Annotated in this window: 23 protein-coding genes and 1 tRNA gene; 17 read left to right on the top strand and 7 right to left on the bottom strand. The window is 71.2% G+C overall.

The window, feature by feature from the left end; translation table 11 throughout:
- Window positions 1-159: 159 nt before the first annotated feature.
- From DEJ21_RS12040 to DEJ21_RS12020, 5 genes are all read left to right on the top strand, one after another.
- On the top strand, window positions 160-1134 hold the full coding sequence (locus tag DEJ21_RS12040) for a carbohydrate ABC transporter permease (RefSeq protein ID WP_258375033.1): 975 nt from the start codon (window positions 160-162) through the stop codon (window positions 1132-1134).
- An 11-nt stretch (window positions 1135-1145) separates the two neighbouring features.
- Window positions 1146-2087, top strand: coding sequence for a carbohydrate ABC transporter permease (locus DEJ21_RS12035; protein WP_181435860.1), 942 nt, complete (start codon window positions 1146-1148; stop codon window positions 2085-2087).
- A gap of 26 nt (window positions 2088-2113) precedes the next feature.
- Window positions 2114-3487, top strand: a complete 1374-nt coding sequence (locus DEJ21_RS12030) for a sugar ABC transporter substrate-binding protein (protein ID WP_220036574.1) — start codon at window positions 2114-2116, stop codon at window positions 3485-3487.
- Between the two features lie 137 nt (window positions 3488-3624).
- Complete coding sequence (locus DEJ21_RS12025; protein WP_111224718.1) at window positions 3625-4095, top strand: BLUF domain-containing protein; 471 nt, start codon at window positions 3625-3627, stop codon at window positions 4093-4095.
- 107 nt (window positions 4096-4202) lie between these two features.
- A complete protein-coding gene (locus tag DEJ21_RS12020) occupies window positions 4203-4811 on the top strand; it encodes a ScbR family autoregulator-binding transcription factor (RefSeq protein ID WP_146247762.1) in 609 nt (202 codons plus the stop codon).
- 24 nt (window positions 4812-4835) lie between these two features.
- Here DEJ21_RS12020 and DEJ21_RS12015 read toward each other — a convergent pair whose 3' ends face one another.
- The 3 genes from DEJ21_RS12015 to DEJ21_RS12005 all read right to left on the bottom strand — a co-directional run bounded on the left by DEJ21_RS12015 (window position 4836) and on the right by DEJ21_RS12005 (window position 7723).
- Entirely contained in the window at window positions 4836-5264 is a 429-nt protein-coding gene (locus DEJ21_RS12015) for a BLUF domain-containing protein (RefSeq protein WP_111224716.1), read from the bottom strand.
- A 76-nt stretch (window positions 5265-5340) separates the two neighbouring features.
- Entirely contained in the window at window positions 5341-6495 is a 1155-nt protein-coding gene (locus tag DEJ21_RS12010; RefSeq protein WP_111047677.1) for an AI-2E family transporter, read from the bottom strand.
- 10 nt (window positions 6496-6505) lie between these two features.
- A complete protein-coding gene (locus tag DEJ21_RS12005; protein ID WP_111224715.1) occupies window positions 6506-7723 on the bottom strand; it encodes an MFS transporter in 1218 nt (405 codons plus the stop codon).
- 68 nt (window positions 7724-7791) lie between these two features.
- Here DEJ21_RS12005 and DEJ21_RS12000 point away from each other — a divergent pair, with 68 nt between their 5' ends.
- From DEJ21_RS12000 to DEJ21_RS11990, 3 genes are read left to right on the top strand one after another with little or no spacing between them, the layout of a single operon-like run.
- Complete coding sequence (locus DEJ21_RS12000) at window positions 7792-8583, top strand: MSMEG_4193 family putative phosphomutase (RefSeq protein WP_111224714.1); 792 nt, start codon at window positions 7792-7794, stop codon at window positions 8581-8583.
- Between the two features lie 33 nt (window positions 8584-8616).
- Complete coding sequence (locus tag DEJ21_RS11995) at window positions 8617-9144, top strand: DUF3090 domain-containing protein (protein ID WP_071406497.1); 528 nt, start codon at window positions 8617-8619, stop codon at window positions 9142-9144.
- Window positions 9141-9899, top strand: coding sequence for an SCO1664 family protein (locus DEJ21_RS11990; protein WP_111224713.1), 759 nt, complete (start codon window positions 9141-9143; stop codon window positions 9897-9899). The genes DEJ21_RS11995 and DEJ21_RS11990 overlap by 4 nt, the downstream gene beginning before the upstream one ends.
- 71 nt (window positions 9900-9970) lie before the next feature.
- Here DEJ21_RS11990 and DEJ21_RS11985 read toward each other — a convergent pair whose 3' ends face one another.
- Together DEJ21_RS11985 and DEJ21_RS11980 are read right to left on the bottom strand one after the other, a co-directional pair.
- A complete protein-coding gene (locus DEJ21_RS11985) occupies window positions 9971-11989 on the bottom strand; it encodes a VWA domain-containing protein (RefSeq protein WP_111224712.1) in 2019 nt (672 codons plus the stop codon).
- Window positions 11982-13367 (bottom strand): AAA family ATPase, encoded by a 1386-nt coding sequence (locus DEJ21_RS11980; RefSeq protein ID WP_111224711.1) that lies wholly within the window; start codon window positions 13365-13367, stop codon window positions 11982-11984. Before DEJ21_RS11980 ends, DEJ21_RS11985 begins: the two co-directional genes overlap by 8 nt.
- A 210-nt stretch (window positions 13368-13577) precedes the next feature.
- Between DEJ21_RS11980 and DEJ21_RS11975 the strand changes: the two genes are divergently transcribed.
- From DEJ21_RS11975 to DEJ21_RS11960, 4 genes are all read left to right on the top strand, one after another.
- Entirely contained in the window at window positions 13578-15032 is a 1455-nt protein-coding gene (locus tag DEJ21_RS11975; protein ID WP_372444921.1) for an MFS transporter, read from the top strand.
- 169 nt (window positions 15033-15201) lie between these two features.
- Window positions 15202-15882 (top strand): GntR family transcriptional regulator, encoded by a 681-nt coding sequence (locus DEJ21_RS11970; protein WP_111029874.1) that lies wholly within the window; start codon window positions 15202-15204, stop codon window positions 15880-15882.
- A gap of 202 nt (window positions 15883-16084) precedes the next feature.
- Complete coding sequence (locus DEJ21_RS11965) at window positions 16085-17371, top strand: LCP family protein (RefSeq protein ID WP_258375031.1); 1287 nt, start codon at window positions 16085-16087, stop codon at window positions 17369-17371.
- A 530-nt stretch (window positions 17372-17901) separates the two neighbouring features.
- Window positions 17902-17991, top strand: a tRNA-Ser gene (locus tag DEJ21_RS11960).
- 65 nt (window positions 17992-18056) lie between these two features.
- Here the strand turns inward: DEJ21_RS11960 and DEJ21_RS11955 are convergent.
- Window positions 18057-19247, bottom strand: coding sequence for an MFS transporter (locus DEJ21_RS11955; RefSeq protein ID WP_111224710.1), 1191 nt, complete (start codon window positions 19245-19247; stop codon window positions 18057-18059).
- 127 nt (window positions 19248-19374) lie between these two features.
- Between DEJ21_RS11955 and DEJ21_RS11950 the strand changes: the two genes are divergently transcribed.
- Complete coding sequence (locus DEJ21_RS11950; protein ID WP_111224709.1) at window positions 19375-19824, top strand: MarR family winged helix-turn-helix transcriptional regulator; 450 nt, start codon at window positions 19375-19377, stop codon at window positions 19822-19824.
- Between the two features lie 78 nt (window positions 19825-19902).
- On the opposite strand, the gene DEJ21_RS11945 is transcribed toward DEJ21_RS11950, so the two are convergent.
- Window positions 19903-20907 carry a LacI family DNA-binding transcriptional regulator gene (locus tag DEJ21_RS11945; RefSeq protein ID WP_111224708.1) on the bottom strand — a complete coding sequence of 335 codons (1005 nt, stop codon included), beginning with the start codon at window positions 20905-20907 and terminating at the stop codon, window positions 19903-19905.
- 116 nt (window positions 20908-21023) lie between these two features.
- Between DEJ21_RS11945 and DEJ21_RS11940 the strand changes: the two genes are divergently transcribed.
- From DEJ21_RS11940 to DEJ21_RS11925, 4 genes are all read left to right on the top strand, one after another.
- On the top strand, window positions 21024-22241 hold the full coding sequence (locus DEJ21_RS11940; protein WP_111224707.1) for a Gfo/Idh/MocA family protein: 1218 nt from the start codon (window positions 21024-21026) through the stop codon (window positions 22239-22241).
- Window positions 22238-23242 (top strand): sugar phosphate isomerase/epimerase, encoded by a 1005-nt coding sequence (locus DEJ21_RS11935; RefSeq protein ID WP_111224706.1) that lies wholly within the window; start codon window positions 22238-22240, stop codon window positions 23240-23242. Before DEJ21_RS11940 ends, DEJ21_RS11935 begins: the two co-directional genes overlap by 4 nt.
- 202 nt (window positions 23243-23444) lie before the next feature.
- The gene (locus DEJ21_RS11930) at window positions 23445-24449 is read left to right on the top strand and encodes a MoxR family ATPase (RefSeq protein WP_071406487.1); all 1005 of its coding nucleotides are present in this window, start codon (window positions 23445-23447) and stop codon (window positions 24447-24449) included.
- Entirely contained in the window at window positions 24449-25780 is a 1332-nt protein-coding gene (locus tag DEJ21_RS11925; protein ID WP_111224705.1) for a DUF58 domain-containing protein, read from the top strand. Before DEJ21_RS11930 ends, DEJ21_RS11925 begins: the two co-directional genes overlap by 1 nt.
- Window positions 25781-25783 lie beyond the last annotated feature (3 nt).

Here is a 25783-nt window from a genome sequence, read left to right as displayed (position 1 = left end):
GCTCCGATGCGATCGAGCGCCATCCTGACACACGCTGTCTACACGTGACAACCCCTGTCGACGTCCCGGAAAGAGCCTCTTGCCAGCAGTGGTCCCCACGTGTAGATTCCCGGCTCACGGACTGCTGCACGTCAGTCCACCGCAGACGAAGGAGTCGCGATGGCAACCGAGAGCCCTGTGTCGTCACCCTTGACGACCGCCAGCACGAGACGGAGGAGTCGGTCCGCCGACCTCGCCCGTGCCCGCACCACCGCACCACGGCGCCGCCCCAGGAACGACCTGTGGCTCGCGCTCGTCTTCATCGCCCCGGCAGCCGTCGGGTTCGCGGTGTTCCTCGCCTGGCCGACCGTGCGGGGCATCTACCTGAGCTTCACGTCGTACAACCTGCTCACCGAGCCCGAGTTCACCGGCCTGCAGAACTACGCCCGCCTGGTGCAGGACTCGATCTTCTGGCACTCGATGGTGGTGACCGTCGAGTACGTGCTCATCAACATCGTCATCCAGACCGTCGTCGCGCTGTTCATCGCCGTGATGATGCACCGCCTGACCAAGTCGACCTTCGTGCGCGGCATCGTGCTCGCGCCGTACCTGGTGTCGAACGTCGTCGCCGCCCTGGTCTGGCTCTGGATCCTCGACACCCAGCTCGGCATCGGCAACGAGATGCTCGCCTCACTCGGGCTCGACCGCATCCCGTTCCTGCAGAGCGACGTCTGGGGCATCCCCTCGATCGCGCTCATCAACGTCTGGCGGCACGTCGGCTACACGGCACTGCTCATCTTCGCCGGCCTGCAGTCGCTGCCCGAGACCGTGTACGAGGCCGGACGCATCGACGGTGCGAGCGAGTGGAAGATGTTCTGGCGCATCACGGTGCCACTGCTCCGCCCGATCCTGTCCCTGGTGCTGATCATCACCGTGATCGGGTCGTTCCAGGTGTTCGACACCGTCGCCGTCACCACGCAGGGCGGCCCCGCGAACGCCACGAACGTCGTGCAGAACTACATCTACAACCTGGCGTTCGGCCGGTTCCAGTTCGGCTACGCGTCCGCGGTCTCGGTCGCGCTCCTCATCGTCCTCAGCATCATCACGATCATCCAGTACCGCCTCACCCGCTCGGGTGAGTCCGACCTGGACTGAACGGAAGCGCCATGACCACGACATTCACCCGCTCCGTCACCACGTCCCGCCCGCCGCGGATGGGCGCCGGCCACCGTCGTCGCCCGTCGCTCGGCCGGGTGCTCGCCTGGGTCGCGATGATCCTCGTCATCGTCGTCACCCTGTTCCCGTTCTACTGGATCCTGCGCACCGCGCTGTCGTCGAACACCGCGATCAACTCCGACCCCACCTCGCTGCTGCCCGTCGGGTTCAGCCTGGGCGGGTTCGAGCGGGTCTTCGGCCTGCAGTCCACCGAAGAGGCACTGGCGCAGGGCGGCTCCGGCGCCGCCCTGAACTTCTGGCGGTACCTGCTCAACTCGATCCTGGTGTCGACGCTCGTCACCGTCGGCCAGGTGTTCTTCTCGGCAGCGGCCGCCTACGCCTTCGCCCGGTTGCGCTGGCCCGGTCGCGACAAGGTGTTCGGGGTGTTCCTGGCCGGGCTGATGGTCCCCGCGATCTTCACGCTGCTGCCGAACTTCACGCTCATCAAGCAGCTCGGGCTCGTGGACAACCTGCTCGGCATCGCCCTGCCGACGATGTTCATGACCCCGTTCGCGGTGTTCTTCCTGCGGCAGTTCTTCCTCGGCATCTCGAAGGAGGTCGAAGAGGCGGCGCTCATCGACGGCGCCGGCAAGGTCCGCGTGTTCTTCCGGCTCGTCATCCCGATGGCGGCGGCCCCGATCGCCACCCTCGCCGTCTTGACGTACATCACGAGCTGGAACGACTACTTCTGGCCCCTCATGGTGTCGTACACCGACAGCTCGCGGGTGCTGACCGTCGCGCTCGGCGTCTTCAAGTCGCAGACCCCGCAGTCCGGCACCGACTGGGCCGGGCTCATGGCCGCGACCCTGGTGGCGGCGCTCCCGATGATCCTGCTGTTCGGCGTCTTCGCCAAGCGGATCGTCAACTCCATCGGCTTCTCCGGGATCAAGTGACCCGGATGTCGGACAGGACGAACACCATGACGAACCAACTGACCCGCCGCACGCTCTTCGCCGGCGGCGCCTCCGCCCTGGCCCTCGGCGCGCTCGCCGCCTGCTCGTCGCCAGGTCGCCGCACGACGAACCGATCGGGTGTGCGCACCGTGAGCTACTGGCTCTGGGACGCCAACCAGCAGCCCGCGTACCAGGCCGTCGCCGACGCGTTCCACCGCGCGAACCCGGACATCACCGTGAAGATCACCCAGCTCGGGTGGAACGACTACTGGACCAAGCTCACCGCGGGCTTCATCGCCGGCACCGCTCCCGACGTCTTCACCGACCACCTGACGAAGTTCCCGCAGTACGCCGACCTCGACGTGCTCTACAAGCTCGACGAACTCGACGCCACGAAGGGCATCCGGGACGACGACTACCAGTCCGGACTCGCCGAACTGTGGAAGGGCCAGGACGGCCACCGCTACGGCTCGCCGAAGGACTGGGACACCGTCGCGATGTTCTACGACCAGAAGGCGATGGCGAAGGCCGGGGTCTCCGCCGAGGAACTCGGGTCGCTCGAGTGGAACCCGGAGGACGGCGGCACGTTCGAACGGATGCTCGCGCGGCTGACCGTCGACTCGAAGGGCCGGCGCGGCGACGAGGACGGCTTCGACAAGGACGACGTCGCCGTCTACGGCATCTCGTCGAACGGCTCGGGCGGTGACGGCTTCGGCCAGACCCAGTGGTCACCGTTCACCGGATCGGTCGACTGGTTCTACACGAACGAGAACCCGTGGGGCGACAGGTTCCGCTACGACGAGCGGGTCGTGCAGGACACCCTCGCCTGGTACTACCGGCTGGCCGAGAAGGGCTACATGGCGAAGTACGGGGTGTTCTCCACCACGACCGGGCCCGAGGTCCAGCTCGGCGCCGGCAAGTGCGCGCTGTCGTTCAACGGCTCGTGGATGATCGGTTCGTACCTCGGCATGGAGGACCTCGACGTCGCGGTCGCCCCGACCCCGATCGGCCCGTCGGGTCACCGTGCGTCGATGTTCAACGGGCTCGGCGACTCGATCACGAAACAGGCGAAGGACCCCGAGGCCGCCGCGAAGTGGGTGGCGTTCCTGGGCAGCGACGAGGCCCAGCGGATCGTCGGTGAGAGCGGGATCGTGTTCCCCGCCCGTCCCGCCGGCACCGAGGCTGCCGTGGCGTCGTTCCGGAAGCGCGGGCTCGACGTCTCGGCGTTCACCCGGCAGGTCGAGGAGGACACCACGTTCCTGTTCCCGGTCACGAAGAACCCCGCCGACGTGCAGGCCCTGCTGCAGCCCGCCTTCGACGACGTCTACGCGAACGGCAAGCCGATCGCGACGCTGACCGGGGTCAACGAGCAGGTCAACAACCTGCTCGCCCTCACCTGATCGAAACCCGAAACCCGAAACCCGAAACCCGAAACCCGAACCCGACACCCCGCCCGTCGTCCGCATGCCGCACCGTCCGGTGCGGTGTGCGGACGACGCGTTGACCGTGCCGCCGACCACGACCCAGACTGCAGGGGATGACCTCCCTCACCTCCCTCGTCTACATGTCCGTCGCCGTCGACGACCTGACCGACGACCAGCTGGTCGCCATGCTGCGTGAGGCGCGGCTCCGCAACCACGCGCTCGGCGTCTCCGGGCTCCTGCTCGCCAAGGGCGGCCGTTTCATGCAGGTGCTCGAGGGTCCGGTCTGGAGCGTCGAGGACCGTTTCGCCGCGATCGAGCGCGACCCGCGGCACACCGGCGTGAAGTCGTTGTCGCGTGAGTCCATCAGCACGCGTCGGTTCGACGGCTGGTCGATGGCGTTCGGCAGCCCGACCGGGGACGAACTCCGTGACGAGCCCGGGTTCAGCACCTTCCTCAGCGAGCGCACCGGTCTGCCGACCGGGGTGGCGGGCACGCCCGCCGACTGGCTGCTCCGCTGGTTCCGTGGGCGCGACCTGCAGGACCTGCCCGAGGAGCGCATCACGCTCGGCCGGCACGCGGCCTGAGCCGCACCAACCTCGGACTGCCGGCACGCGGCCTGAGCCGCACCACCCCTCGGTCTGGAGGCACGGTGCGGGCCCGCCCCGTGCCTCCAGACTGTGAGACTGGTCCCGTGGAACGACGTGAGCAGATCCTGGTGGCCGCGGCGGAGGAGTTCGACCGCGTCGGCTTCGCCGGCGCGACGATCGCGGGCATCGCCCGCGCGGCGGGCGTCTCGCAGGGCACGCTGCACTTCCACTTCCCGACGAAGCTCGCCCTGGCGCTCGGCGTCATCGGCGAGCAGAACGCCCGCACCTTCGACGTCGTCAGCCACACCGACAGCTCGCCGGTCGCCGCGCTGATCGGGGCGTCGCACGGCATCGCCGACCTGCTCCGGACCGACCCGATCGTGCGGGCGGGGATCCGGCTGTCGCTGGAGCGCGGCGAGTTCCAGACCGCGACGCTGAGCTTCTACGAGCAGTGGATCGGCGGGATCGTCGACGTGTTCCGGTTGGCGGTCGCGAGCGGGGAACTCCGGACGGACCTGACCGCGGAGCAGCTCGGGTCGACGGTGGTGCCCTACTTCACCGGCGTGCAGCTCGTGTCCGACGTCCGGACGCGGCGCACCGACCTGATGCCGGCGGTGGCGACGATGTGGCGCGTGGTGATCGCGGCGACGGCGGACCCGAAGCACCGCGACCGGCTGCTCGCCGTCGTCGAGGACGCGTTCAACGAAGGCTGACTCGGCGCGGCGTTCGGCGTCGGTTCAGAGTTCGTGCAGCTCGCGGTCGCGGAACCACTTCAGCAGCCAGGCCGCACTGGTCCGGTCGAACGAGCGCGGGAAGTCCATCGTGCCGGAGAGGAAGGGACTGAAACCCGCTTCGGAGCGGATGTCCGAGTCGTCGAGCGCGCGGTAGGCCATCGACCAGCCGTCGAACCGTCGGCGCTCGATGTCCTCGCGCACCAGCGACTTGACCTCACCGTGCCGTCGGTCCTTCGCGATGACGTCGTACCGGTCCTGCACGCTCCACGCCGGCCCCTCGAGCAGCTGCATGAACCGGCCGCCCTTGGCGAGCAGGAGCCCGGAGACGCCGAGCGCTTCGTTGCGCAGCCGGGACTCCGCGAGCAGCACCGCCATGGCCTGGTCGTCGAAGGGGACGACGGCACGGCTCATGTAGACGATGGAGACGAGCACTCCTCCATCCTGCTGGGTGGAAGGCCGTTGCGCGAAGCGGATGTCCGCAACGCGCCCTGCCCATCGGCGCTGCGGATCAGCCCTGCGGCAGCTCGTGCGCGGTGACGTCCTCGTTGCGCTTCTTCCGCCACGGACGGGCCGGGGTGTTCGGGCCGTCCCACACCAGGATCGCGCCCCAGGCGGCGGCGATCAGCGGCACCGAGATGATCGCGCCGGTGATGCCGGCGAGGACGGTGCCGGCGGTCAGCCCGATCAGGATGACGAGGCCGTGCAGCTTGAGGGTGCGCCCCATCAGGACGGGCTGCAGCAGGTTGCCCTCGAGCTGGTTCACCAGCACCACGATGCCGATCACGATGAGCGCCTGCACCGGACCGAGGGCCACGAGCGCGACCAGGGCGGCGAGGATGCCGGCGGCGGTGGCACCGACGATCGGGATGAACGCGGTGATGAAGACGATGACGGCCAGCGGCAGGGCGAGCGGGACGCCGACGATGGCGATGCCGACTCCGATGCCGATCGCGTCGACCGCCGCGACCGTGGCGGTGCCGCGGACGTACCCGCCGAGGGTGGAGACGACCCGGTCGCCGACGCGACGTGCGCGGGCGTAGCGCTCACCGGTGAAGGGGCGGAGCAGGAACTCCCAGATGCTGGGACCGTCCTTCAGGAAGAAGAACAGCACGACGATCATCAGCACGAGCCCGGTCAGGAAGTTCGCGGTGGCCGAGGCGCCGGCGAGTGCACCGGATCCGAACTGGGCGCTCGTGACGAAGTCGGACGCCGACGCGACCGCGTCGTCGATCTGCTTGTCCGAGATCGAGAACGGCAGGTTCTTCGCGAACTCCTGCAGTTGCTGGAACCCGTCGACTGCCGACTTCTGCAGCTGCGCCCACTGGTTCTCGACCGCGACGACGATGAGCCAGCCGATCAGCCCCAGGATCGCGAGGACGCCGATGAGCACCGCGAGGGTGGCCAGCACGGACGGCACCCGGTGCTTGCGGAGCCACGACACCACCGGGTGCATGGCCGACGCGATGATGAGCGCGAGGAGCACGGGGATCGTGACGACGCTCAGGATGTTGCTCGCCCAGACGACGCCGGCGACGACCACCACGACGATGATGAGCTGCAGGCACCGGGTCGCGAAGTGCCCGGCGGAGTCGGACCACGCGGCCTGGACCCTGGACGGAGCGGCTGGGGTGGTCGGGCGCGGAGCGTCGCGGAAGAACGGCATGCCGGAGACGCTACCGACCGGACGGCCGACGCGCCGGTTCCGCCGGCTCGATCGTCCGCCCGGTGTCCTGTCCCCGCGTCGCCGGGGCGACCAGGAACGCGGCGACCAGCAGGACGAGGGGCACGAGCATCGCCGTCTGCAGGCCGAGGTGCTCCCCGACGAACCCGAGCAGCGGCGGCCCCACCAGGAACGCGATGTACCCGGCGGTGGCCACCACCGACACCCGGCGGTCGCCGTCGGTGGGGTGGTCGCCAGCGGCGGAGATCGACAGCGGGAACCCGAGGGCGATGCCGAGCCCCCAGACGCCGGCGGCCGCGGCGGTGACGACCGGGTTCGGTGACAGCACGACGAGCAGGACCCCCACCGCACCGACCGCGGCACAGACCCGGACGACCGGGGCGCGACCGAACCGGGCGACGAGCGGGGTGCCGGCCGCACGACCGATGAGCATGGCGAGGGCGAACCCGGTGAACACGAGGGACCCGACGGACTCGGGCGCGTCGTGGTCGGTGGTCATCAGCAGCGGGAGCCAGTCGCTCGCAGCACCCTCGGCGAAGGCCATCGCCAGGGTGATCACGGCGATCATGGCGAGCTGCACGGTGAGGACGGAGCGGCGAGCTCCCCGACGGGTGCCGCCGGCAACGGCAGGCGCATCGCTCGGTGTCTCACGAGGCACCGGCCGCAGGTTCAGCGCCGCGAACACCGCCAGCGCGGCCATCACCGCGGCGCCGACGAGCAGGTGCACCCGGACCGGGGTCCCCGCCGCCGTCATGGCGATGCCGACCACCCCACCCACCACGCTGCCGAGACTGAAGCACGCGTGCAGTACCGGCACGACCGGTCGTCCGATCTGCCGCTCGACCGCGGCGGCCTCGACGTTCAGCCCGATCTCGGCGACGCCCGCCCCGAAGCCGATCAGGAACAGCCCGACCCAGACCCCGGCGGCGACCTGCGCCGGGGCGAGCAGCGCGACGAGCACCATGCCGACGACGGGCAGCGTGCCCCCGAGCAGGATGAGCGGGCGGTTGCCGGTCCGTCGTACCAGCGCCCCGGCGCCGAGGATCCCGATCATCGACCCGATCGACAGCCCGAGCAGGACGAGGCCCATCGCCTCGATCGAGGCGCCGAGCTCGTCGCGGATCGCGGGCGTCCGGGTGATCCACGTCGCGATCCCGAACCCGGTCACCGTCGACGTGGCGAAGAGTGCGAGTCGATGCCGCCCGGCCATGCCCCCATCTGATCGGTCCCCGGGCGGCCCGTCAAGGGCGACCGCGTCCCGCGCTTAGGATCGGGCGCATGGCGACCGTCCTCCTCGTCCGTCACGGACGCACCACCGCGAACGCCACCGGCGTCCTGGCCGGACGCACCGCCGGCGTGCGACTCGACGCCGTCGGCCGCACCCAGGCCGAGCGGACCGCGGAGCGCATCGCCGCGGTGCCCGTCGTCGCCGTGGTGTCGAGTCCGCTCGAGCGCTGCCGACAGACCGCCCGCGCGATCCTGGACCGGCAGACGGACCGGCAGACGGACCGGCAGACGGACCGGCAGACCGGTGCACCCGCCTCGCTGATCGAGCGGGCCATCACCGAGGCCGACTACGGGCAGTGGCAGGGCCGGAAGCTCGCCGACCTGGCGAAGGAGCCCCTCTGGCGCACGGTGCAGGCGAACCCGAGCGCCGTCGTGTTCCCCGGCGGCGAGTCCATGCAGACGATGCAGTCCCGGGCCGTCGCAGCCGTACGGCGCATCGACGCCGAGGTCGAGGCGGAGCACGGACCCGGCGCCGTCTGGGTCGCGGTGAGCCACGGCGACATCATCAAGAGCGTCCTCGCCGACGCGTTCGGCATGCACCTGGACCTGTTCCAGCGCATCGGCGTCGGCCCGGCCTCGGTGTCCGTCGTGCGCTACGGCGAGCACCGCCCCGAGGTCGTCGCGACGAACACCGAGTCCGGTGACCTGTCCTGGCTGCGCACCGCCCCGGCACCCAGCGGGGACGCCGCGGTCGGCGGCGGCGCGGGCCATCCGGAACCCGATGCGCACACCGGCACCGGGCGTCCGGCGCCCGACGCGCCCGTGGGACCTGCCGGACCCTGAACGGCCGGAGCCGAGCGCTCCTACAATGCGGGTATGCCCACCATCGTCCACGGCTTCGACTGGCCGGACCGCCTCGTCGTCGGCACCATCGGCCGTCCGGGTGAGCGCGCCTTCTACATCCAGGCCCGCTCCGGTCGGCGCGTCACCAGCGTCGCGCTCGAGAAGGAGCAGACCGCCGTGCTCGCCGACAAGATCGACGAGCTCCTCGACGAGGTGGCGACCGTCGACGACAACCGCTTCAGCGTGCCGCCGTCGGTGCCCGTCGAACTCCGCGACCCGGAGCCGCTCGACCAGCCCGTCGAGGCCGAGTTCCGCGCCGGGGCCCTGAGCCTGGGCTTCGACCCGTCCACCGCGCAGGTCGTCATCGAGGCGTACCCGATCGACGACGAGGTCGAGATCGTGTCCGAGGAGAGCGAGGACGGCATCGAGATCGAGGCCGTCGTCGAGATCCCCGAGCCCGCCGAGCTGTTCCAGGTGAAGATCCCGGTCGGCACCGCCCGGGCCTTCGTCGAGCGCACGCGCGAGGTCGTCGCCGCCGGTCGTCCGCCCGGCGACGCATGAGCGACGGCTCGCTCTCCGTCCGGGCGCGCATCCGTGAGGCGTCCAACGCCACCTTCCTCGCGGAACTCGACGGTGCGACCGTCGTCTACAAGCCCATCGAGGGCGAGCGCCCGCTGTGGGACTTCCCGGACGGCACGCTCGCCGGCCGCGAGATCGCCGCGCACCTGGTCTCCGAGGCGTTCGGCTGGGGTGTCGTCCCACCCACGTGGATGGGCGACGGTCCGTTCGGGCCCGGCATGGTGCAGCGCTGGCAGGACGTCGATCCCGAGCAGGACGCCGTCGACCTGGTGGCGCCGGATCTCGCCGAGGCGGACGGTTCGCCCTGGCTGCCCGTGCTCGAGGCCATCGACGAACACGACCAGCCCGTGACGCTCGTGCACGAGGACTCCGAGGCCCTGCGCCGGATGGCCGTCTTCGACGTCGTCGTGAACAACGCCGACCGCAAGGGCGGGCACGTGCTCGCGATGCCCGACGGCCACCGCTTCGGCGTGGACCACGGGCTCACCTTCCACGTCGAGCACAAGCTCCGGACGGTCCTGTGGGGCTGGATCGGGGAGCCGCTCGGTCCGGACGAGCTCGAGGGCCTCGACCGGGTGTCCGAAGCCCTGCGCGGCGGTCTCGGCGACGAGCTCGCCGAGCACCTGACGGACGAGGAGATCGACACGCTCCGGGCGCGCTGCGCGGCCCTGCGCGCCGTCGGGATCTTCCCGCCGCCGCCCGGTCACGGCCCCGCCGTGCCCTGGCCGCTGTTCTAGACGCACCCAGGGACGGACTGGAGGCCCGTGGCGGTGTCGCCACGGGCCTCCAGTCCGTCCCTGGGTGGGCTTCAGAGCCCCCAGTCGTCGCGGAAGAGCGCGCCGCCGGCCCCGCGACGCGAGCCGAGGTACGAACCGACCACGGCGACTCCGAGGTCGTCGTTCTCCGGTGCCACGACGCTGCCGTCCACCCGCTTCGCCATCGCGTCGATGAACCGGGCGAGCCCCGGGTCCTCGCCGAGCCGGAAGAACGTCGTCTGGGCGCCGAGGCGTCCGGCGTTCTCGAGCTCCCGCACGGTGAGCGCGATCGTCACCGGGTCGGGCGGGTAATCGAACCAGACCTGCCCGTTCGGCTCGAGGTGCGACGTCGGCTCGCCGTCGGTGACGATGAGGAGCACCGGTTGGGCCGTGGGGTGCTTGCGGAAGTGCCGGTTGGCGAGCAGCAGGGCGTGGTGCAGGTTCGTGCCCTTGTCCCACATCGCGTCGAGACCGACGAGCTGTTCGACGTCCATCACCTCGGCCTCGCGACCGAAGGCGATGAGCTGCAGGTCGTCGCCGCGGAACCGGGTCGACACCAGGGTGTGCAGCGCCAGGGCGGTGCGCTTCATCGGCACCCAGCGGTCCTCCATCGCCATCGAGAACGACGTGTCGACGAGCAGCGCGACGCAGGCCTGGGTGCGGGCCTCGGTCTCCTGCACCTCGACGTCCTCGATGCTCAGGCGCACGCCGGCACCCTGCCGCCCGCTGGCCGCCGTCCGCACCACAGCGTTCGTGATCGTGCGGGGGATGTCCCACGGCTCGGTGTCGCCGAACGCCCACTGCCGTGACGCCCCCGAGGGCTCGCCCGCGGCGCCCGAGCGACGGAGGTCCCGCGCGCCCTGGCGACCGGACATCCGCTGGGCGACGTCCTTGAGCAGGCTCTTGCCGAGCTGCCGCATCGCCTTCGGGGTGAGCCGGAGCTGCCCGTCGGCACCGCGGCGCATCGCCCCGGAGTTCCGGAGCGCCTGCTCGAGGCGCTGCAGGGTCTTCGCGTCGACCGCAGCCTCGTCGCCGAGCTGCCGGGACAGCGCGTCGAGGTCCAGGTCGTCGAGCTCCGAGCCCGGTCCGGACTGGGCGAGCTGGTCGGCGAGGGCGTCGAGGTCCGCGATGTCCTGGAACACTCCGGTGCCGTCGCCCAGGCCGAGGCCCTGTTCGCCCTCCATGCGCTCGGATCCGCCCCAGTCCTCGCCGGGACGCAGTGCGCGCAGGGTACTGTCGAGTTGGGACAGCTGCCCCATCAGGTCGGGGGAGCCGAAGGCCTGCTGGGCGAGGGCATCGAGTTCGTCCCGCTGCTCCTGGGTCATCGAGTTGCGCATGCGCTGCGCCGCGGCCGCGCGGGCTGCCAGGTCGTCGAGCAGCTCGTCGACGTTCGCCGGGTCCGACGGGAAGTACTCGCCGTGCTGGTCCATGAAGTCGTCGAACTGCTGCTGGGTGTCCTCGCCGCGGGCGTGCGCCTCGAGCAGGGCGTTGAGGTCCTGCATCATCGCGCTGACCGCGGCCCGGTCCTGGTCGGTGGCACCCTCGAGCGCCTGCTTCATGCCGGCGAAGCGCTGGTCGAGCACCTCGCGGCCGAGCAGGTCCTTGATCTCGTCGTACTTCTGCCGCGCGGTCGGGCTCGTCCAGTCGTAGTCGCCGAGTTCCTGCACCGCGGCGGCGGGGGAGGGCGACAGGCTGTCGAGCTGCAGTTCGGCCAGGGCCCGGTCGCCGTCGTCGAGGTCGACGTTGCGGGCGAGCTCCCCGCGCTCGGCGAGCAGCGCCTGGTCGAGGAGCTCGCGCACCTGCTGCAGGGTGCCGTCGAGGTTGTTCTTGCTCGTCAGCTCGCGGCGGCGTTCGGCCACCCGTCGGGCCAGGTCGTCGAGACCGCGCTGCGTCCGGCCCCCGCGCCGCAGGAACTCCCGCATCGCGCGCTCGGGCGACGTGCCGCCCATCACGTCCTGCCCGATGGCGTCGAGCGCCTCGGCCAGGTCGACCGGGGCGGCGAGCGGGTCGGGGCCGTCGGTGTACCGGCCGTACCGGGTGTCGCGCGTCAGGCGCCGGTTCTGCCTAGCCATAGACGGCTTCGCCCCCGCCGGATTCCTTGCTGATGCGCCGGGCCAGGAACAGGCCCTCGAGGGCGAGCTCGATCGCGCCGGCGCGTTCGCCGTCGTTCGTGGCACCCATCCGGTCGCACACCTGGTCGTACAGCTCGGATTCGCCGATCGACGGGAGCCCTTCGAGGAACGCCCGGGCGCTGACCTGCTCGCCCGTGGTCACCATCGTGCCGCCGTCGAGCGCGTCCACGAGCACCGCGAAGTCGAGGCCCTTGAAGCGGGAGCGCACGGTCTCGGCGGTCGCGGTGCGGAGCAGGTGCTCGAGGACCTCGTCGGCCCGGTCCTCTTCGCCGTTCTCGAACTCGATCTTGCCGCCGAGGACGTCCACCGCGGTCTCGAGGTCGATCGGCCGGGCGACCGCCTCGTCCTCGCCCTGGCGAGCTGCGCGGTGCACCGCGGCGGCGGACACCGTCTCGGCACCGGCGATCGCGAACCGGGCGCTCACACCGCTGCGCTGGTCGACGGCGCTCGAACCACGCAGTGCCCGCGTGAACCGGGCGAGGATCTCGATCAGGGCGTCGGGGACCTCGGCCGTCAGCTGGGCCTCCTGCCGGATGACGGCGATCTCGTCGTCGAGCTCGATCGGGTAGTGCGTGCGGATCTCGGCGCCGAAGCGGTCCTTCAGCGGCGTGATGATCCGGCCGCGATTCGTGTAGTCCTCGGGGTTCGCGCTCGCCACGACGAGCACGTCGAGCGGCAGCCGCAGCACGTAGCCGCGGATCTGGACGTCGCGCTCCTCCATCACGTTGAGCATCGCGACCTGGATGCGTTCGGCCAGGTCGGGCAGCTCGTTGATCGCGACGATGCCACGGTGCCCGCGGGGGACGAGCCCGAAGTGGATGGTCTCCGGGTCGCCCAGGCTGCGGCCCTCGGCGACCTTCATCGGGTCGACGTCGCCGATCAGGTCGGCGACGCTCGTGTCCGGCGTCGCGAGCTTCTCGACGTAGCGGTCGTCGCGGTGCCGCCAGCTGATCGGCAGGGCGTCGCCGAGGTCGTCGGCGCGCCGGATGCTCGCGGTGGTGATCGGTTCGTACGGGTGCTCGCCGAGCTCGGAGCCGGTGATGACCGGCGTCCACTCATCGAGCAGGCCCTGCAGGGTGCGGAGCAGGCGGGTCTTGCCCTGGCCGCGCTCGCCGAGCAGGACGACGTCGTGCCCGGCGATGAGGGCGCGTTCGAGCTGGGGGATGACGGTGGTCTCGAAGCCGTGCAGGCCGGGCCACGGATCGGTGCCCTGGCGCAGGGCGGTGAGCAGGTTGTCGCGGATCTCGGCGCGGACCGTCTTCTGGACGTGACCAGAGGTGCGGAGCTCGCCGACCGTGCGGATGTCAGGTCGGGTCACGTTCTGGACGTTACGCCTTGTCGGACTGGAGGCTCGTGGCGGGGCCCGCCACGGGCCTCCCGTCCGTCCGCTTGTGGGTTTCCATCGCACTTGCGATCATTGAGATCCCGGCGACGGAGCCGGATTCGAAGTAGGGGGATCCGGCTCCGCCCCCGGTTGCTCGTTCCGCATCTGAACCACATCGGCGATCTCGGCGTACGGTCCCATCTCGTGAGCAGCGCGAACGCAACCATCAAGAGCCTGGTGCCCGCCAGGATGGACCGCTTGCCGTGGACCCGGTTCCACTGGAGCGTCGTCGTCGGACTCGGCGTGTCCTGGATCCTCGACGGTCTCGAGATCCAGATCGTCTCGAACGCGGGTTTCCAGGCGGACCTGAACCTGTCGACGCAGCAGGTGACGTCCCTCGGCACGATCTACCTGGTCGGCCAGGTCGTCGGTGCCCTGGTGTTCGGGCGCATGTCCGACCGGCTGGGTCGGCGCAAGCTGTTCATCCTGACGCTCGCGATCTACCTGATCGGTTCGGGCATCGCGGGCCTCGCGCAGGACTTCTGGTTCCTGGCGGCCTTCCGGTTCGTCGCGGGGCTGGGCATCGGCGGCGAGTACGCGGCGATCAACTCGGCGATCGACGAGCTCATCCCGGCGAAGTACCGCGGGCACGTCGACATCGCCATCAACGGCACGTACTGGGGCGGTGCCGCGCTCGGCGCGTTCGCGAACATCTACCTGCTCGACACGTCCTACTTCGCCGAGAACATCGGCTGGCGCATCGGGTTCTTCCTCGGCCCGGTGCTCGGCATCGCGATCATCTTCCTGCGACGCCACATCCCGGAGAGTCCGCGGTGGCTGATGACGCACGGGCGCGAGGAAGAGGCCGAGGCCACCGTCTCCCGCATCGAGGCGTCGGTGGAGAAGGCGACCGGCAAGCCCCTGCCGGAGGTCGACCAGTCGAAGGCGATGACCGTCACGCCGACCGACCGTGTCGGGTTCCTGGCCATCGCGCGCGTGCTGCTGAAGCAGTACCCGACCCGAACGCTCGTCGGCGCGACGATGATGATCACGCAGGCGTTCCTGTACAACGCGATCTTCTTCACCTACGCCCTGGTGCTCACGAACTTCTTCGGCCTGAAGACGGCGGAGACGGCGGTCTACTTCTTCCCGTTCGCGATCGGCAACCTGCTCGGCCCGATCATCCTGGGGCGCTTCTTCGACACCTGGGGTCGTCGGCAGATGATCTTCCTCACGTACCTGGTGTCCGGGCTCGTGCTCGCCACGTCGGCGTTCCTGTTCCGGGCCGACGCGATCTCGGCGACGGTGCAGGTCGCGTTCTGGTGCGTCTCGTTCTTCTTCGCCTCGGCCGGGGCGTCGAGCGCCTACCTGACCGTCAGCGAGATCTTCCCGCTCGAGCTGCGGTCGCAGGCGATCTCGTACTTCTTCGCCCTGGCGCAGATCTTCGGTGCGGTCGCACCGGCCATCTACGGTGCCTTCATCGGCGACGGCTCGTCGCGGGAGCCGCTGTTCTGGGGGTACTTGCTCGGATCCGCGGTGATGATCGGCGGCGGCGTGGTGGCCCTGATATTCGGGGTCGACGCCGCGCGGAAGGGGCTCGAGGACGTCACCCAACCGCTCTCGGTGCTCACCGGGGACGCGAAGTCCGACCGGCGGTGAGCCCTGCGGCGGCGGCCTGACATTCTGTATTCAGAGTGTTTAGCGCCGCCGTCGCAGCGCTGTCACTGTGCCTGCATGGCACTCCTCCACAGCGCGACACCGGCGACCACGATCCACGGCAGCGACCGCCCTCGCCTCGGGGGTGCCGTCCGTGCGTGAGCCTGGGCTGATGGAGCACACCCCCATCCGAGCCGGTGCCGGCGGCCTCGATCCCCACGGCCTGCGTCGCAGCCTGCTGCGCGACGCAGTGTTCCTGCGACTGCTCGACAACGTCCTGCGGGGGGAGTACCGCCGCGGACAGCGGCTGCGGCTCGACACCCTGGCATCGGACATGCGGGTGTCGCGCACACCGGTGCGCGAAGCCCTCGTGACCCTCGAGTCCCTGCAGCTGGCCAGCGTGCAGCGCTACGTCGGTGTCGTGATCTCGCAGTGGTCGGTCGACCAGATGATCGAGCGACTGCGGATCGCCCAGGCTCTGCTCGTCGATCCGCCGTCGAACTCCGTCGGGTACCACGACCGGTTCGACAAGGTGTGGCTGCGGGAGTGCTGGACCGAGGCCGGTGCCTTCGTCGAACTCGGCGCCTGGTACCTGCGGCGCCGCGGGTCGTCGGTCAGTGGCGACTGGTTGCTGTCGCAGCGCATCGTGCTCGACATGTTCTTCACCGACGACGTCGCCCTGGCGAACGGGATCGATGCCGTGGTCGACCGGCGACGACGGGTCGAGATCGTCGAGCGGGCCGTGGCTGCTGCTGAGCGAGACGCCCTCGACGACTGTGCCGCGGCGCTCCTCGACCTGTCGTCCGCCCTGATCGCCCTGCCCGACCGCTTCCGGGTGGTCGTGTCCGCCTGAACCGACCTCGGCTGCGGATCCGCTCAGGTCCGCGCCGACCGCCGTGGATCCGCAGGTCGCGGCACTGAGCAGCGAGTGTCACCGGTGTCCCTCGCACTGGATCGTCAGGCAACGTCGTGGCAGCCTTGACCGGTTGCCGTCCCCGGCGTGTCCACCGACGACAGGAGTGCCCGTGAACGACGTCCGCGATCGATCCCACCGCTTGAACCGAGCGTCCGGGATCGCACGGCACGGACGTCTGCGGCGCTCGAGCCCCTTCGCGACCGCTGCCAAGACGGTCTCCGCCGTCGTCGCAGTGGCCCTGGTGAGTTCGGTCTCGGTCACGGCGATCGCGGCGAAGCAGGTCACGGACGACCTCGGTGACGGCGTCGAGATCCAGGGCCAGCCCGCACCGCAGGCGAAGGGCGGCGCGAAGCCGATCAGCGCCTTCAAGGGCGGGTTCAACATGCTCGTGGTCGGCACCGACAACGACCCCGAGCAGAGCGCAGCCTTCGGGGAGCGCGATGCGACCCTCAACGACGTCAACATCCTGCTGCACGTCTCGGCCGACCACACCAACGCGACCGCGGTGAGCATCCCGCGCGACCTCGTCACGCCGATCCCGGCCTGCAAGAAGACCGACGGCACGGGCACGGCTCCGGCGATGGCGGCGCAGCCGATCAACACCTCGTTCGGCGAGGGCGGCCTGAACTGCGTCACCCAGACCGTCGCCGGGTTGACCGGGCTCGACATCCAGTACTCGGCCGCGGTGTCGTTCAAGGGCGTCATCGAGATGTCGAACGCGATCGGCGGCGTGCCGGTCTGCGTCGCCCAGCCGATCACCGACTCGTACACCGGGCTGAACCTGCCGGCCGGCACCTCGACCCTGCAGGGCGACGAGGCCCTGGCGTTCCTGCGCACCCGGCACGGGGTCGGCGACGGATCCGACCTCGGCCGGATCTCGAGCCAGCAGGTGTTCCTGTCCTCGCTGCTCCGCACCGTGAAGTCGAACGACACCCTCGGTTCGCCGGCCCGCCTGTACAAGCTGGCCCGGGCCGCGGCGTCCAACATGCAGCTCTCCCAGAGCCTGAACGACATCGGGACGATGGTGCAGATGGGCCTGGCGCTGCGCGACCTGCCGTTGGCGCAGGTGAACTTCGTGCAGTACCCGGGCACCACGGGCGGCACCGGTGTCTACGAGGGCAAGGTCGAGCCGACGACGTACCTGGCCGACCGGCTGTTCGCGAAGATCAAGGCCGATCAGTCGTTCTCCCTCGGGGCGGACAGCACGGGCATCGGGTCGGAGACGAACCCGACGCAGACCAGTCCGACGCAGCCGACCGCTGCACCGTCGTCGCCGGCCGCTGCGCCGGAGCCCGCGACCCCCGCGACACCGGCAGCGCCTTCGTCTGCTGCGCCGCGCACCCCCTCGGCGACGCCCGAGACCATCGACGGGCTCGAGGGCCAGTCCGCCGACCAGCAGACCTGCTCCAAGGCGTTCGGGTACTGAGGCGCGGGCGGGCGGTCGCTTGCTTGGCGCCTCCCGCCCCTGCCGCCTGCCCCCTTCCGCGAAAGCGACAGTCTGCCGCCGAACCTTCGCGGCACTCTGTCGCCCTGGCGCCAGTGACGGCCGAGCTCGGCGGCGCAGTGTCGCTTTCGTGGGCCCAACCGTTGCCGCGCGTGCGTGCGTGCGCCGGGACGTCAGCAGTGCACCCGCCCCGCCCCGGAACACAGAAACGGGGGCGCGGTGGTGGGCCGCGCCCCCAGGGGAAGTCGCTCCCCGCCGGGCGCCACGCGATCGGGCGCGCCGGGCCCGCACGGGGAACGACGTCGGGTGCTGTGTCGCGACGACGGGGACGAGCCCCGGAACGTGATTGCCGCGTCCCGATGATGCTATGCAGTGGGGTACGCCCCGACAACCCCAATGTGTCCCCACTTCGGGGGACCGAGTGCGACGCGTCGTGCCACGCGCGGGTGTGCGTCGGGTCGAGAGTGGCGCGGTCCTCCTGTATGGTGGTCGCAGCGCTCGCGAGAGTGCTTGGAGACGTCGCATAGTCCGGCCGAGTGCACCACCCTGCTAAGGTGGAGTCCCCTTTGAGGGGACCGAGGGTTCAAATCCCTCCGTCTCCGCGCGACGATGAACCCCGGTCCGATCGGACCGGGGTTTCGTCGTTCTCGGGCCCGAAGCGCCCGCGTCAGACCGTCGCGATGCTCCCCGTCGTCGTGGTCCCCACGCCCGAGCGACCACGACGGACGGCGCCCATGGCCACGAGCGTCAGCACCACGGCCGCCAGGGTGATCCCCGACCCCGCCCAGATCGGCGACGTGTACCCGAGGCCGGCGGCGATGGTCAGGCCGCCGATCCAGGCCCCGAGCGCGTTGCCGAGGTTGAACGCGGCGATGTTCGCCCCGCTCGCCAGGGTCGGTGCGTGGTCGGCGTACTGCATCACCCGCGTCTGCAGAGCCGGGACGGTCGCGAACCCGAACGCCCCCATCAGCACGAGGGCGATCACGGTGAGCACCGGCGAGGTCGCGACGAGGGCGAATGCCGCGAGCACCACGGTCAGCACGACGAGCACCACGAGCAACGTGCGGTCGATCGAGCGGGCCGCGAGCTTGCCGCCGGCGAAGTTGCCGACGAACAGTCCGATGCCGAACACGATGAGCAGCCACGGCACCGCCGACGACGGGAACCCGGACACCGAGGTCAGCGTGTACGCGATGTAGGTGAATGCGCCGAACATCCCGCCGTAGCCGAGCACGGTCATGCCGAGTGACAGCCAGACCTGACCGGACCGGAAGGCGCCGAGCTCGCGGGAGAGCGACGGGACCTCGGTGGAGCGGACCGCGGGGACGAGGACGAGCACGCCGATCAGGGCGACGATGCCGATGGCCGCGATCGCCCAGAACGTTGCTCGCCAGCCGGCGGCCTGGCCGAGGAAGGTGCCGAACGGCACGCCGAGCACGTTCGACGCGGTGAGCCCGGTGAACATCAGGGCGACGGCCGAGGCGCGCTTGGACCGCTCGACCATGTTCGCGGCGACGACCGAGCCGATGCCGAAGAATGCTCCGTGGCACAGGGCGGCGATGACGCGGCCGGTCATCATCACGCCGTAGGTCGGGGCGATCGCGGACAGGGTGTTGCCGACGATGAACAGCACGAGCAGCCCGAGCAGGACGGGCTTGCGGGGGAGTCGCGTGGTCGCGGCGGTGAGCCCGAGGGCCCCGGCGATGACCGCCAGGGCGTATCCGGTGACGAGCCAGCCGGCGGTGGTCTCGGTGACGCCGTAGTCGGCCGCCACCTCGGGCAGCAGGCCGGTGATGACGAACTCGGTCAGGCCGATGCCGAAACCGCCGAGTGCGAGGGCGATGAGTCCCGCGGGCATGGATGTCCTTCCGTCGTGCAGCTGTGCCGCGTACGCTGGTTGTTGCAGACGCGGGATATCGATAGTTGCACACGCGGGGTATCCGCGCAAGCAACTGTCGCCGTCTGCACCGACCGAAGGAGCCCCGATGTCCGTCGACGACACCTCCACCGCCGTCCGTGCCCACGGCTGGCGCACCCTGGCAGCGCTGCACGGCCTGATCGAGACGCGCCTGGAGCGGGCCCTCCGGCAGGTGGACCTGTCCGTCGTGGAGTTCACGGTGCTCGATGCCCTGCGCCGCCAGGACGGCTTCCACATGCGCATGCAGCAGCTCGCCCGCGCGGCCGCCCTCAGCCCGAGTGCGACCACCCGACTGGTGAACCGGCTCGAGGAGCGTGCCCTGCTGACCCGTGTCCTGTGCGCCGACGACCGTCGCGGGCTCTACACGGAGCTCACGCACGCCGGGCAGGTCCTGCTCGAGCGTGCGACACCGATCCACGCCGAGGCGCTCGAGGGAGCCCTCGCCGAGGCGCACGACGTCCCCGAGCTCGCCGACCTGGCCGAGTCCGTCGAGCGACTCGAGGGCGCGCGCGTCTGACCTCGGGACACCTCGCACCCGGCCTGGAGGCCCGGCGCACCTCCGCCCCGCCGGCGTCGGCCCCGGGGTGGTCACCACTCAGGCGCGCGGCGGCCCCGTCGTCGACCGCACGACGAGCGTCGGCGGCACGAGTGTCCGGATGGGATCCGCCGCGGTCCCCGCAGCCGCGCCGATCCGCTCGACTAACCGCGCAGCCGCCAGGCGCCCGACCTCGTCGTTGTGCGGGTCGACCGTCGTCAGGCGCAGCAAGGGGGAGGCGGCGAGCGGGGTCTCGTCGTTGCCGATCACCGAGACGTCCTGCGGTACGCGGAGTCCGGCTTCCTGCACGGCGGCGATCGCGCCCATCGCCATGACGTCGTTCGCGGCGAACACCGCGGTCAGGTCGGGGTGCTCCCGCAGGGCGAGCTGCATGCCCTCGTAGCCGGTCGTCTCCGAGGTCGGGCCGGAGCCGTAGACCAGCGGCTCGATGCCGGACGCGACCAGCTGCGCGACGGTGGCGTCGCGGCGGAGCGCAGCCGGGCCTCCCGAGCCGGTGACGTGGGCGATGCGGCGGTGACCCAGGTCGATCAGGTGATCCGCTGCCAACCGTCCGCCGGCGGCTTCGTCGGAGGCGACCACGTCGAGTCCGCCGGGGACGTCCTCGCGTGCGCCGGCGACCACGACCGGGGTGTCGGCGGGGACGACGACGTCGGGGAAGCCCTCGGCGGCGAGCACCACGCCGTCGACCCGCAGGGAGACCAGGTCGTCGAACGGGGATGAGTCGAGGTGGGCGTTGGCGCGGGTGTCGGCGAGGGTGAGGCGGAGGCCGTGCGGGGCGAGGGCCTCGCGGATGCCGTCGAGCATCGGGACGTACCAGGGGTTCCGGAAGTCGTCGACGATGACCCCGATGGTGCGGGTCCGGGTGCCGGCGAGGATGGCGGCGGCGCGGTTCGGGCGGTAGCCGAGCTCCGCGACGGCGGCGAGCACCGCGGAGCGGCGGGCGGGGGAGACCCCGGGATCGTCGCGCAGCACCATCGACACCAGGGACTTCGAGACGCCTGCGCGTGCGGCGACGTCGATGATCGTCGGCGGGCGAGGGGTCACGCTGGGCCTTTCCGGCACGGTGCTTGACAGGACATGGGCTGGTGCGGCTACAGTCTACCGACACGTTCTGGAACGTTCCAGAATCGGGATCCAGCGACCTTCTCGAAGGAGAGAACATGAGCGACAGCATCGGCGTCGCCGTCATCGGCGCGGGCATGGCGGGCAAGGCCCACATGGCTGCGTGGCGGAACGCACCCTCCCTCTTCACCTCGACGCTGCCGCCGGTCCGGCTCGTCTCGGTCGGCGACGTCTACGAGCCCCTCGCCGCCGAGGCCGCACGGCGCTTCGGCTACGAGCGGCACGACACCGACTGGCGGGCCATCGCGGCAGCGGACGACATCGACGTGGTGAGCGTCGTCGTCGCGAACACCCTGCACCGCGAGATCGTCGAGGGGCTGCTCGCCGCCGGCAAGCACGTGCTCTGCGAGAAGCCGCTGTCCGACTCGCTCGACGACGCCCGCGCGATGGCGTCCGCCGCTGCCGAGGCCGAGCGGCGCGGAGTCCTCGGGCGCATCGGCTTCACGTACCGCCGGGCTCCCGGGCTCGCTGCCATCAGGGAGCTCGTCGAGGACGGCACGCTCGGCCGGGTCCTGCACGTCTCCGGCCGGTACTGGACCGACTACGGCGCCTCGCCCGACGTCCCGTTCTCGTGGCGCTTCGCGGGGGAGCCGGGGTCCGGCGCGCTCGCCGACGTCGGCTCGCACCTGTCCTACGTCGCCGAGTTCCTGGCCGGCCCGGTCCGGAGCGTCAGCGGTGGGACGTTCACCACGTCGATCACCGAGCGACCCGTCGCCGCCGGACACGCCCTGCGGGGGCAGGCTGTCCCGCTCACCGGTGAGACCGCGGCCGTCGGCAACGACGACTACGCCACGTTCAGCGCACGGTTCGGTGACGGCACGGTCGTCGGGTCGCTCGAGGCCTCCCGCGTCGCGGCCGGGCACCCGAACGGCCTCGTCATCGAGGTGTTCTGCGAGCGCGGCGCCGCCCGCTGGGATCAGGAGCGCGCCTCCGAGATCGGCCTCGCGCTGCGGTCCGACGGCTCGCGCACGGGCGGGTACCGCCAGGTCGTGCTCGGCCCGGACCACCCCTACGTGGCGGGTGGCATGGCGATGGACGCCCCGGGCGTCGGCTGGGGGCAGAACCAGATGTTCGAGTACCAGGCGCGGGCGTTCCTCGACGAGATCGCCGGGCTGACCGGCGCCGTGCCCGACGCCCTGCCCGCGAACGCCACGTTCGACGACGGCGTGCACAACATGGAGGTCCTCGACGCGGTGGCACGGTCCGCCGCGGCCGGGGGAGCCACCGAGATGATCAAGGAAGCAGTGACGGCATGAAGCTCGGTCTCTACAACGCGATCCTGCACGACCGGCCCCTCGCCGACGCACTCCGCGTCATCGCGGCCAACGGCCTCACCGGCATCGAGCTGAACACCGGCGGGTTCCTGCCCCCGGTGCACGTGCCCGACATCGACGCGATCCTGCGGGACGACGGCGCGCGTGACGCGTTCCTCGCGCAGTTCGTGGGGACCGGCGTCGAGATCGCCGGGCTCAACTGCAACGGCAACCCGCTGCACCCCGACCCGGCGATCGGCCCCGCGCACGCCGAGGACGTCCGGCGGAGCATCCGCCTGGCGGCCCGCCTCGGGCAGGACCGCGTCGTCACGATGTCCGGACTGCCGGCGGGGGAGCCGGGCGGGACGCGGCCGAACTGGATCGTGAACGCCTGGAACTCGGCCGCGCTCGACGTCCTCGAGCACCAGTGGAGCGTCGCGGTGCCGTTCTGGCAGGAGATCGACGCCCTGGCCCGGGAGCACGGCGTCAAGGTCGCACTCGAGCTGCACCCGCAGAACCTCGTGTTCAACCCGGCGTCGATCCGGGAGCTCGTCGAGCGCGGCGGGCTGACCAACGTGGGGGTCGAGCTCGACGCCTCGCACCTGTTCTGGCAGCAGATGGACCCGGTGGCGGTCGCCCACGACCTCGGCCCGCTCGTGTTCCACGCCGCCGCGAAGGACGTCCGGATCAACCCGCACGCCGCGATCAACGGGGTGCTCGACAACTCGTTCCGCCGGTTGTCGCCGGACGAATCACGAACGAACCTCGGCGGCGACGAGTGGGCGAACGAGTGGCCGAAACCGTCGGCGTGGGACTTCGTCGCGCTCGGCAAGGGCCACGACGAGGCGTACTGGACGACGTTCCTCGAGGCCCTGCGTGCGATCGATCCGGACATGTGGGTGAACATCGAGCACGAGGACACCGAGCTCGGGCGCGAGAAAGGAGTCGCGGTCGCCGCACGCGTGCTGCGCGCCGCGGACGCGGCGCTGGCGCCCCGGTCCTGACGGTCCGTCAGCCGACCCGGACACTGCCTGGAGGCCCGTGAACCGTTCCGCGCACCGGGTGACGGATCGGCGTGTGGCGGGCCGTGCCTCCCGGCCCCACCACACGCGGATCGGCCACCGGTGCGCGGAACGACCAGTCCGTGCACCCGTACCGGGTGCTGTCACCGGCCCGATGTAGCATGCACGACACCTGTCCCCGACGATGGAGCCCTGCGTGCCGGAGCCGACCCACCCCGCCTTCCCGCTCGAACACGTGCGGGCGGTGGGCGACGACATCGTGGCCTCCGTCGCGACGGTGATCGACGGCAAGGCGGAAGCCATCCGCACGGCCCTGACGGTGATGCTCGCCGAGGGGCACCTGCTCGTCGAGGACGTCCCCGGCGTCGGCAAGACCGTGCTCGCCAAGGCGCTCGGCGCCTCGGTCGGCGGGTCCGTGAACCGCATCCAGTTCACCTCGGACATGCTGCCGTCCGACGTCACGGGCGTGAACATCTTCGACCAGTCGTCGGGCACCTTCCGGTTCTCGCCCGGCCCGGTGTTCGCGAACGTGGTCATCGGCGACGAGATCAACCGCACCAGCCCGAAGACCCAGTCGGCCCTGCTCGAGGCGATGGCGGAGTCGCAGGTCACCGTCGACGGTGTGACGCGTCCGCTCGACCGGCCGTTCATGATCGTCGCGACGCAGAACCCGATCGACATGGAGGGCACGTACCCGCTGCCCGAGGCGCAGCGGGACCGCTTCATGGCCCGCATCGCGATGGGCTACCCGAGCGTCGACGCCGAACGGCAGATGCTCGCGAACCGCGGCGGCAGCGACCCGCTGTCGCGCCTGCGGCCGATCGTCGACGTCACCACGCTGCGGGCGATCATCGAGACCGTCGCCGGGGTGCACATCGCCCCCGACGTCGAGGCGTACATCATCGCGATCGTCCGGTCGACGCGCACCCACCCCGACCTCGTGCTCGGTGCGAGCCCCCGCGCGACGCTGCACCTGGCGCAGGCGGCCCGTGCGCACGCAGCTCTGCTCGGCCGCCCGTTCGTCACCCCCGACGACGTCGCGACGCTCGCCCCGATCGTGCTCGCGCACCGGCTCGTGCCGGTCGCCCGTGGGCTCGGCGGCACCGGCGAGGACACCGTGCGCGAGATCGTCGTCCGCATCGTCTCCGACACCGCCATCCCGTTCACGGCCACCCCCGTCCGCTCCTGATGGCCGGTCCATCGGCACCGCCGTCGCTGCTGCGACGCGTCGGTGCCGCACGGTCCACGGCGGCACGGTTCGGCCGCCGCGGGCTGTCACTGGCACGCCGCACCCCGTTCCCGCGCCCGACGATCCGGGGCTGGACGGTCATCGCCGTCGGCATCGGCCTGGTCGGCGGCGGTCTGGTCGGCACCACGAGCGTCGCCGTCACGGCCGGCCTGCTGCTGCTCGTCCTGGTCGTGCTCGGCATCGTGATGGCGTTCGTCGTCGCCACCCCGCTCCGCGGCAGCCGCAGCACCGCACGGGCGATCGTCCAGGTGGGCGAGGTCTACCGGGAACGCATCACCCTCGGCAGCACCAGCCTGCCGATCGGCCCGCGGGCGACGCTGCTCGTGCGTGAACAACTCGAGGACGCCTTCGCCAGCCTGGCCGAGGCGGAGACCTACGCCGAGGTCGGGCCGAACCTGCCGCCGGCCGTGCTCGACGTCGAGGCGCTCGCGATGCACCGCGGCCGCTCGCTGGTCGGCCCCGTGACGATCCGGGTCGAGGACCCGTTCGGTCTGCTCCGCATCGACCGTCCCGTCGTCCCGGCCGAAGAGGTCGTCGTCGTCCCGGCCTCGGCACCCCTCGGGGCGATCGACGCCGGGGCACTCGCCGGTGCGGTCTCGGCCGACGAGGGCCGGGTCGGACAGGGTGGTTCCGCCGACGACAGCGAACTCCGCCCGTACCGCCCGGGCGACCCGATCCGCCGGGTGCACTGGGCCCAGAGCGCTCGGCGCGGGGAACTCCACGTCCGCCAGACCACCCAGGCCCAGCCGCCCGAGGCCGTGATCGCCCTCGACGTCCGGCGCGAGTCCTACCAGCGGCTCGGTCGAGAGGACCTCGCCGAGCTCTCCGACCTGGGCGGCGACCAGGCCTTCGAGCACGCCGTCGTGGTGGCCGCCAGCGTCGCCCGCGCGCTCGCCGCCCGGACCTCCCGTGTCGTGCTCGTGTTCGACGGTCCCGAAGGCGCGACCCGGCACGCGGGCGACGTCGGCGGGCTCACCGACGTGCTCGTCGGGCTCGCCGACGTCCGGCTCCGCTCCGACGCCCGCGAAGTCACCGACGTCCTGCCCGAGGTCCGCGGCCGCGACGTGCACGGCATGACCGCCGTCGTGACGGGCACCTGCACCGCGGACGAAGCCGCCGAACTCGTCAGCGCGACCAGCGGTTCGAGCCGCGGCATCCTGGCCACGATCGTGCCGCCGGACCCCGCCGTGCGGGGCATCCTCGACCGCGGCGGCTGGCGGACCCTCGTGGTGCCGGTCGTCGGCGCGACGCCGTCCGGAGCCGCACGGTGACCG

This window comes from Curtobacterium sp. MCSS17_006, from assembly GCF_003234215.1.
Taxonomy (GTDB): domain Bacteria; phylum Actinomycetota; class Actinomycetes; order Actinomycetales; family Microbacteriaceae; genus Curtobacterium; species Curtobacterium flaccumfaciens.
The sequence above is the reverse complement of the archived record's forward strand: the minus strand, read 5'-3'. Positions and strand labels throughout refer to the sequence as shown.

Coding starts and splice junctions, on each gene's coding strand:
- DEJ21_RS11970 (WP_111029874.1), top strand. CDS start 15,202: ATGGAGCACACCCCCATCCGAGCCGGTGCCGGCGGCCTCGATCCCCAC.
- DEJ21_RS11990 (WP_111224713.1), top strand. CDS start 9,141: ATGAGCGACGGCTCGCTCTCCGTCCGGGCGCGCATCCGTGAGGCGTCC.
- DEJ21_RS12040 (WP_258375033.1), top strand. CDS start 160: ATGGCAACCGAGAGCCCTGTGTCGTCACCCTTGACGACCGCCAGCACG.
- DEJ21_RS12010 (WP_111047677.1), bottom strand. CDS start 6,495: ATGCCGTTCTTCCGCGACGCTCCGCGCCCGACCACCCCAGCCGCTCCG.
- DEJ21_RS11995 (WP_071406497.1), top strand. CDS start 8,617: ATGCCCACCATCGTCCACGGCTTCGACTGGCCGGACCGCCTCGTCGTC.
- DEJ21_RS12000 (WP_111224714.1), top strand. CDS start 7,792: ATGGCGACCGTCCTCCTCGTCCGTCACGGACGCACCACCGCGAACGCC.
- DEJ21_RS12035 (WP_181435860.1), top strand. CDS start 1,146: ATGACCACGACATTCACCCGCTCCGTCACCACGTCCCGCCCGCCGCGG.
- DEJ21_RS11930 (WP_071406487.1), top strand. CDS start 23,445: ATGGAGCCCTGCGTGCCGGAGCCGACCCACCCCGCCTTCCCGCTCGAA.
- DEJ21_RS11925 (WP_111224705.1), top strand. CDS start 24,449: ATGGCCGGTCCATCGGCACCGCCGTCGCTGCTGCGACGCGTCGGTGCC.
- DEJ21_RS12025 (WP_111224718.1), top strand. CDS start 3,625: ATGACCTCCCTCACCTCCCTCGTCTACATGTCCGTCGCCGTCGACGAC.
- DEJ21_RS11940 (WP_111224707.1), top strand. CDS start 21,024: ATGAGCGACAGCATCGGCGTCGCCGTCATCGGCGCGGGCATGGCGGGC.
- DEJ21_RS11950 (WP_111224709.1), top strand. CDS start 19,375: ATGTCCGTCGACGACACCTCCACCGCCGTCCGTGCCCACGGCTGGCGC.
- DEJ21_RS12005 (WP_111224715.1), bottom strand. CDS start 7,723: ATGGCCGGGCGGCATCGACTCGCACTCTTCGCCACGTCGACGGTGACC.
- DEJ21_RS11935 (WP_111224706.1), top strand. CDS start 22,238: ATGAAGCTCGGTCTCTACAACGCGATCCTGCACGACCGGCCCCTCGCC.
- DEJ21_RS11985 (WP_111224712.1), bottom strand. CDS start 11,989: ATGGCTAGGCAGAACCGGCGCCTGACGCGCGACACCCGGTACGGCCGG.
- DEJ21_RS12030 (WP_220036574.1), top strand. CDS start 2,114: ATGACGAACCAACTGACCCGCCGCACGCTCTTCGCCGGCGGCGCCTCC.
- DEJ21_RS11955 (WP_111224710.1), bottom strand. CDS start 19,247: ATGCCCGCGGGACTCATCGCCCTCGCACTCGGCGGTTTCGGCATCGGC.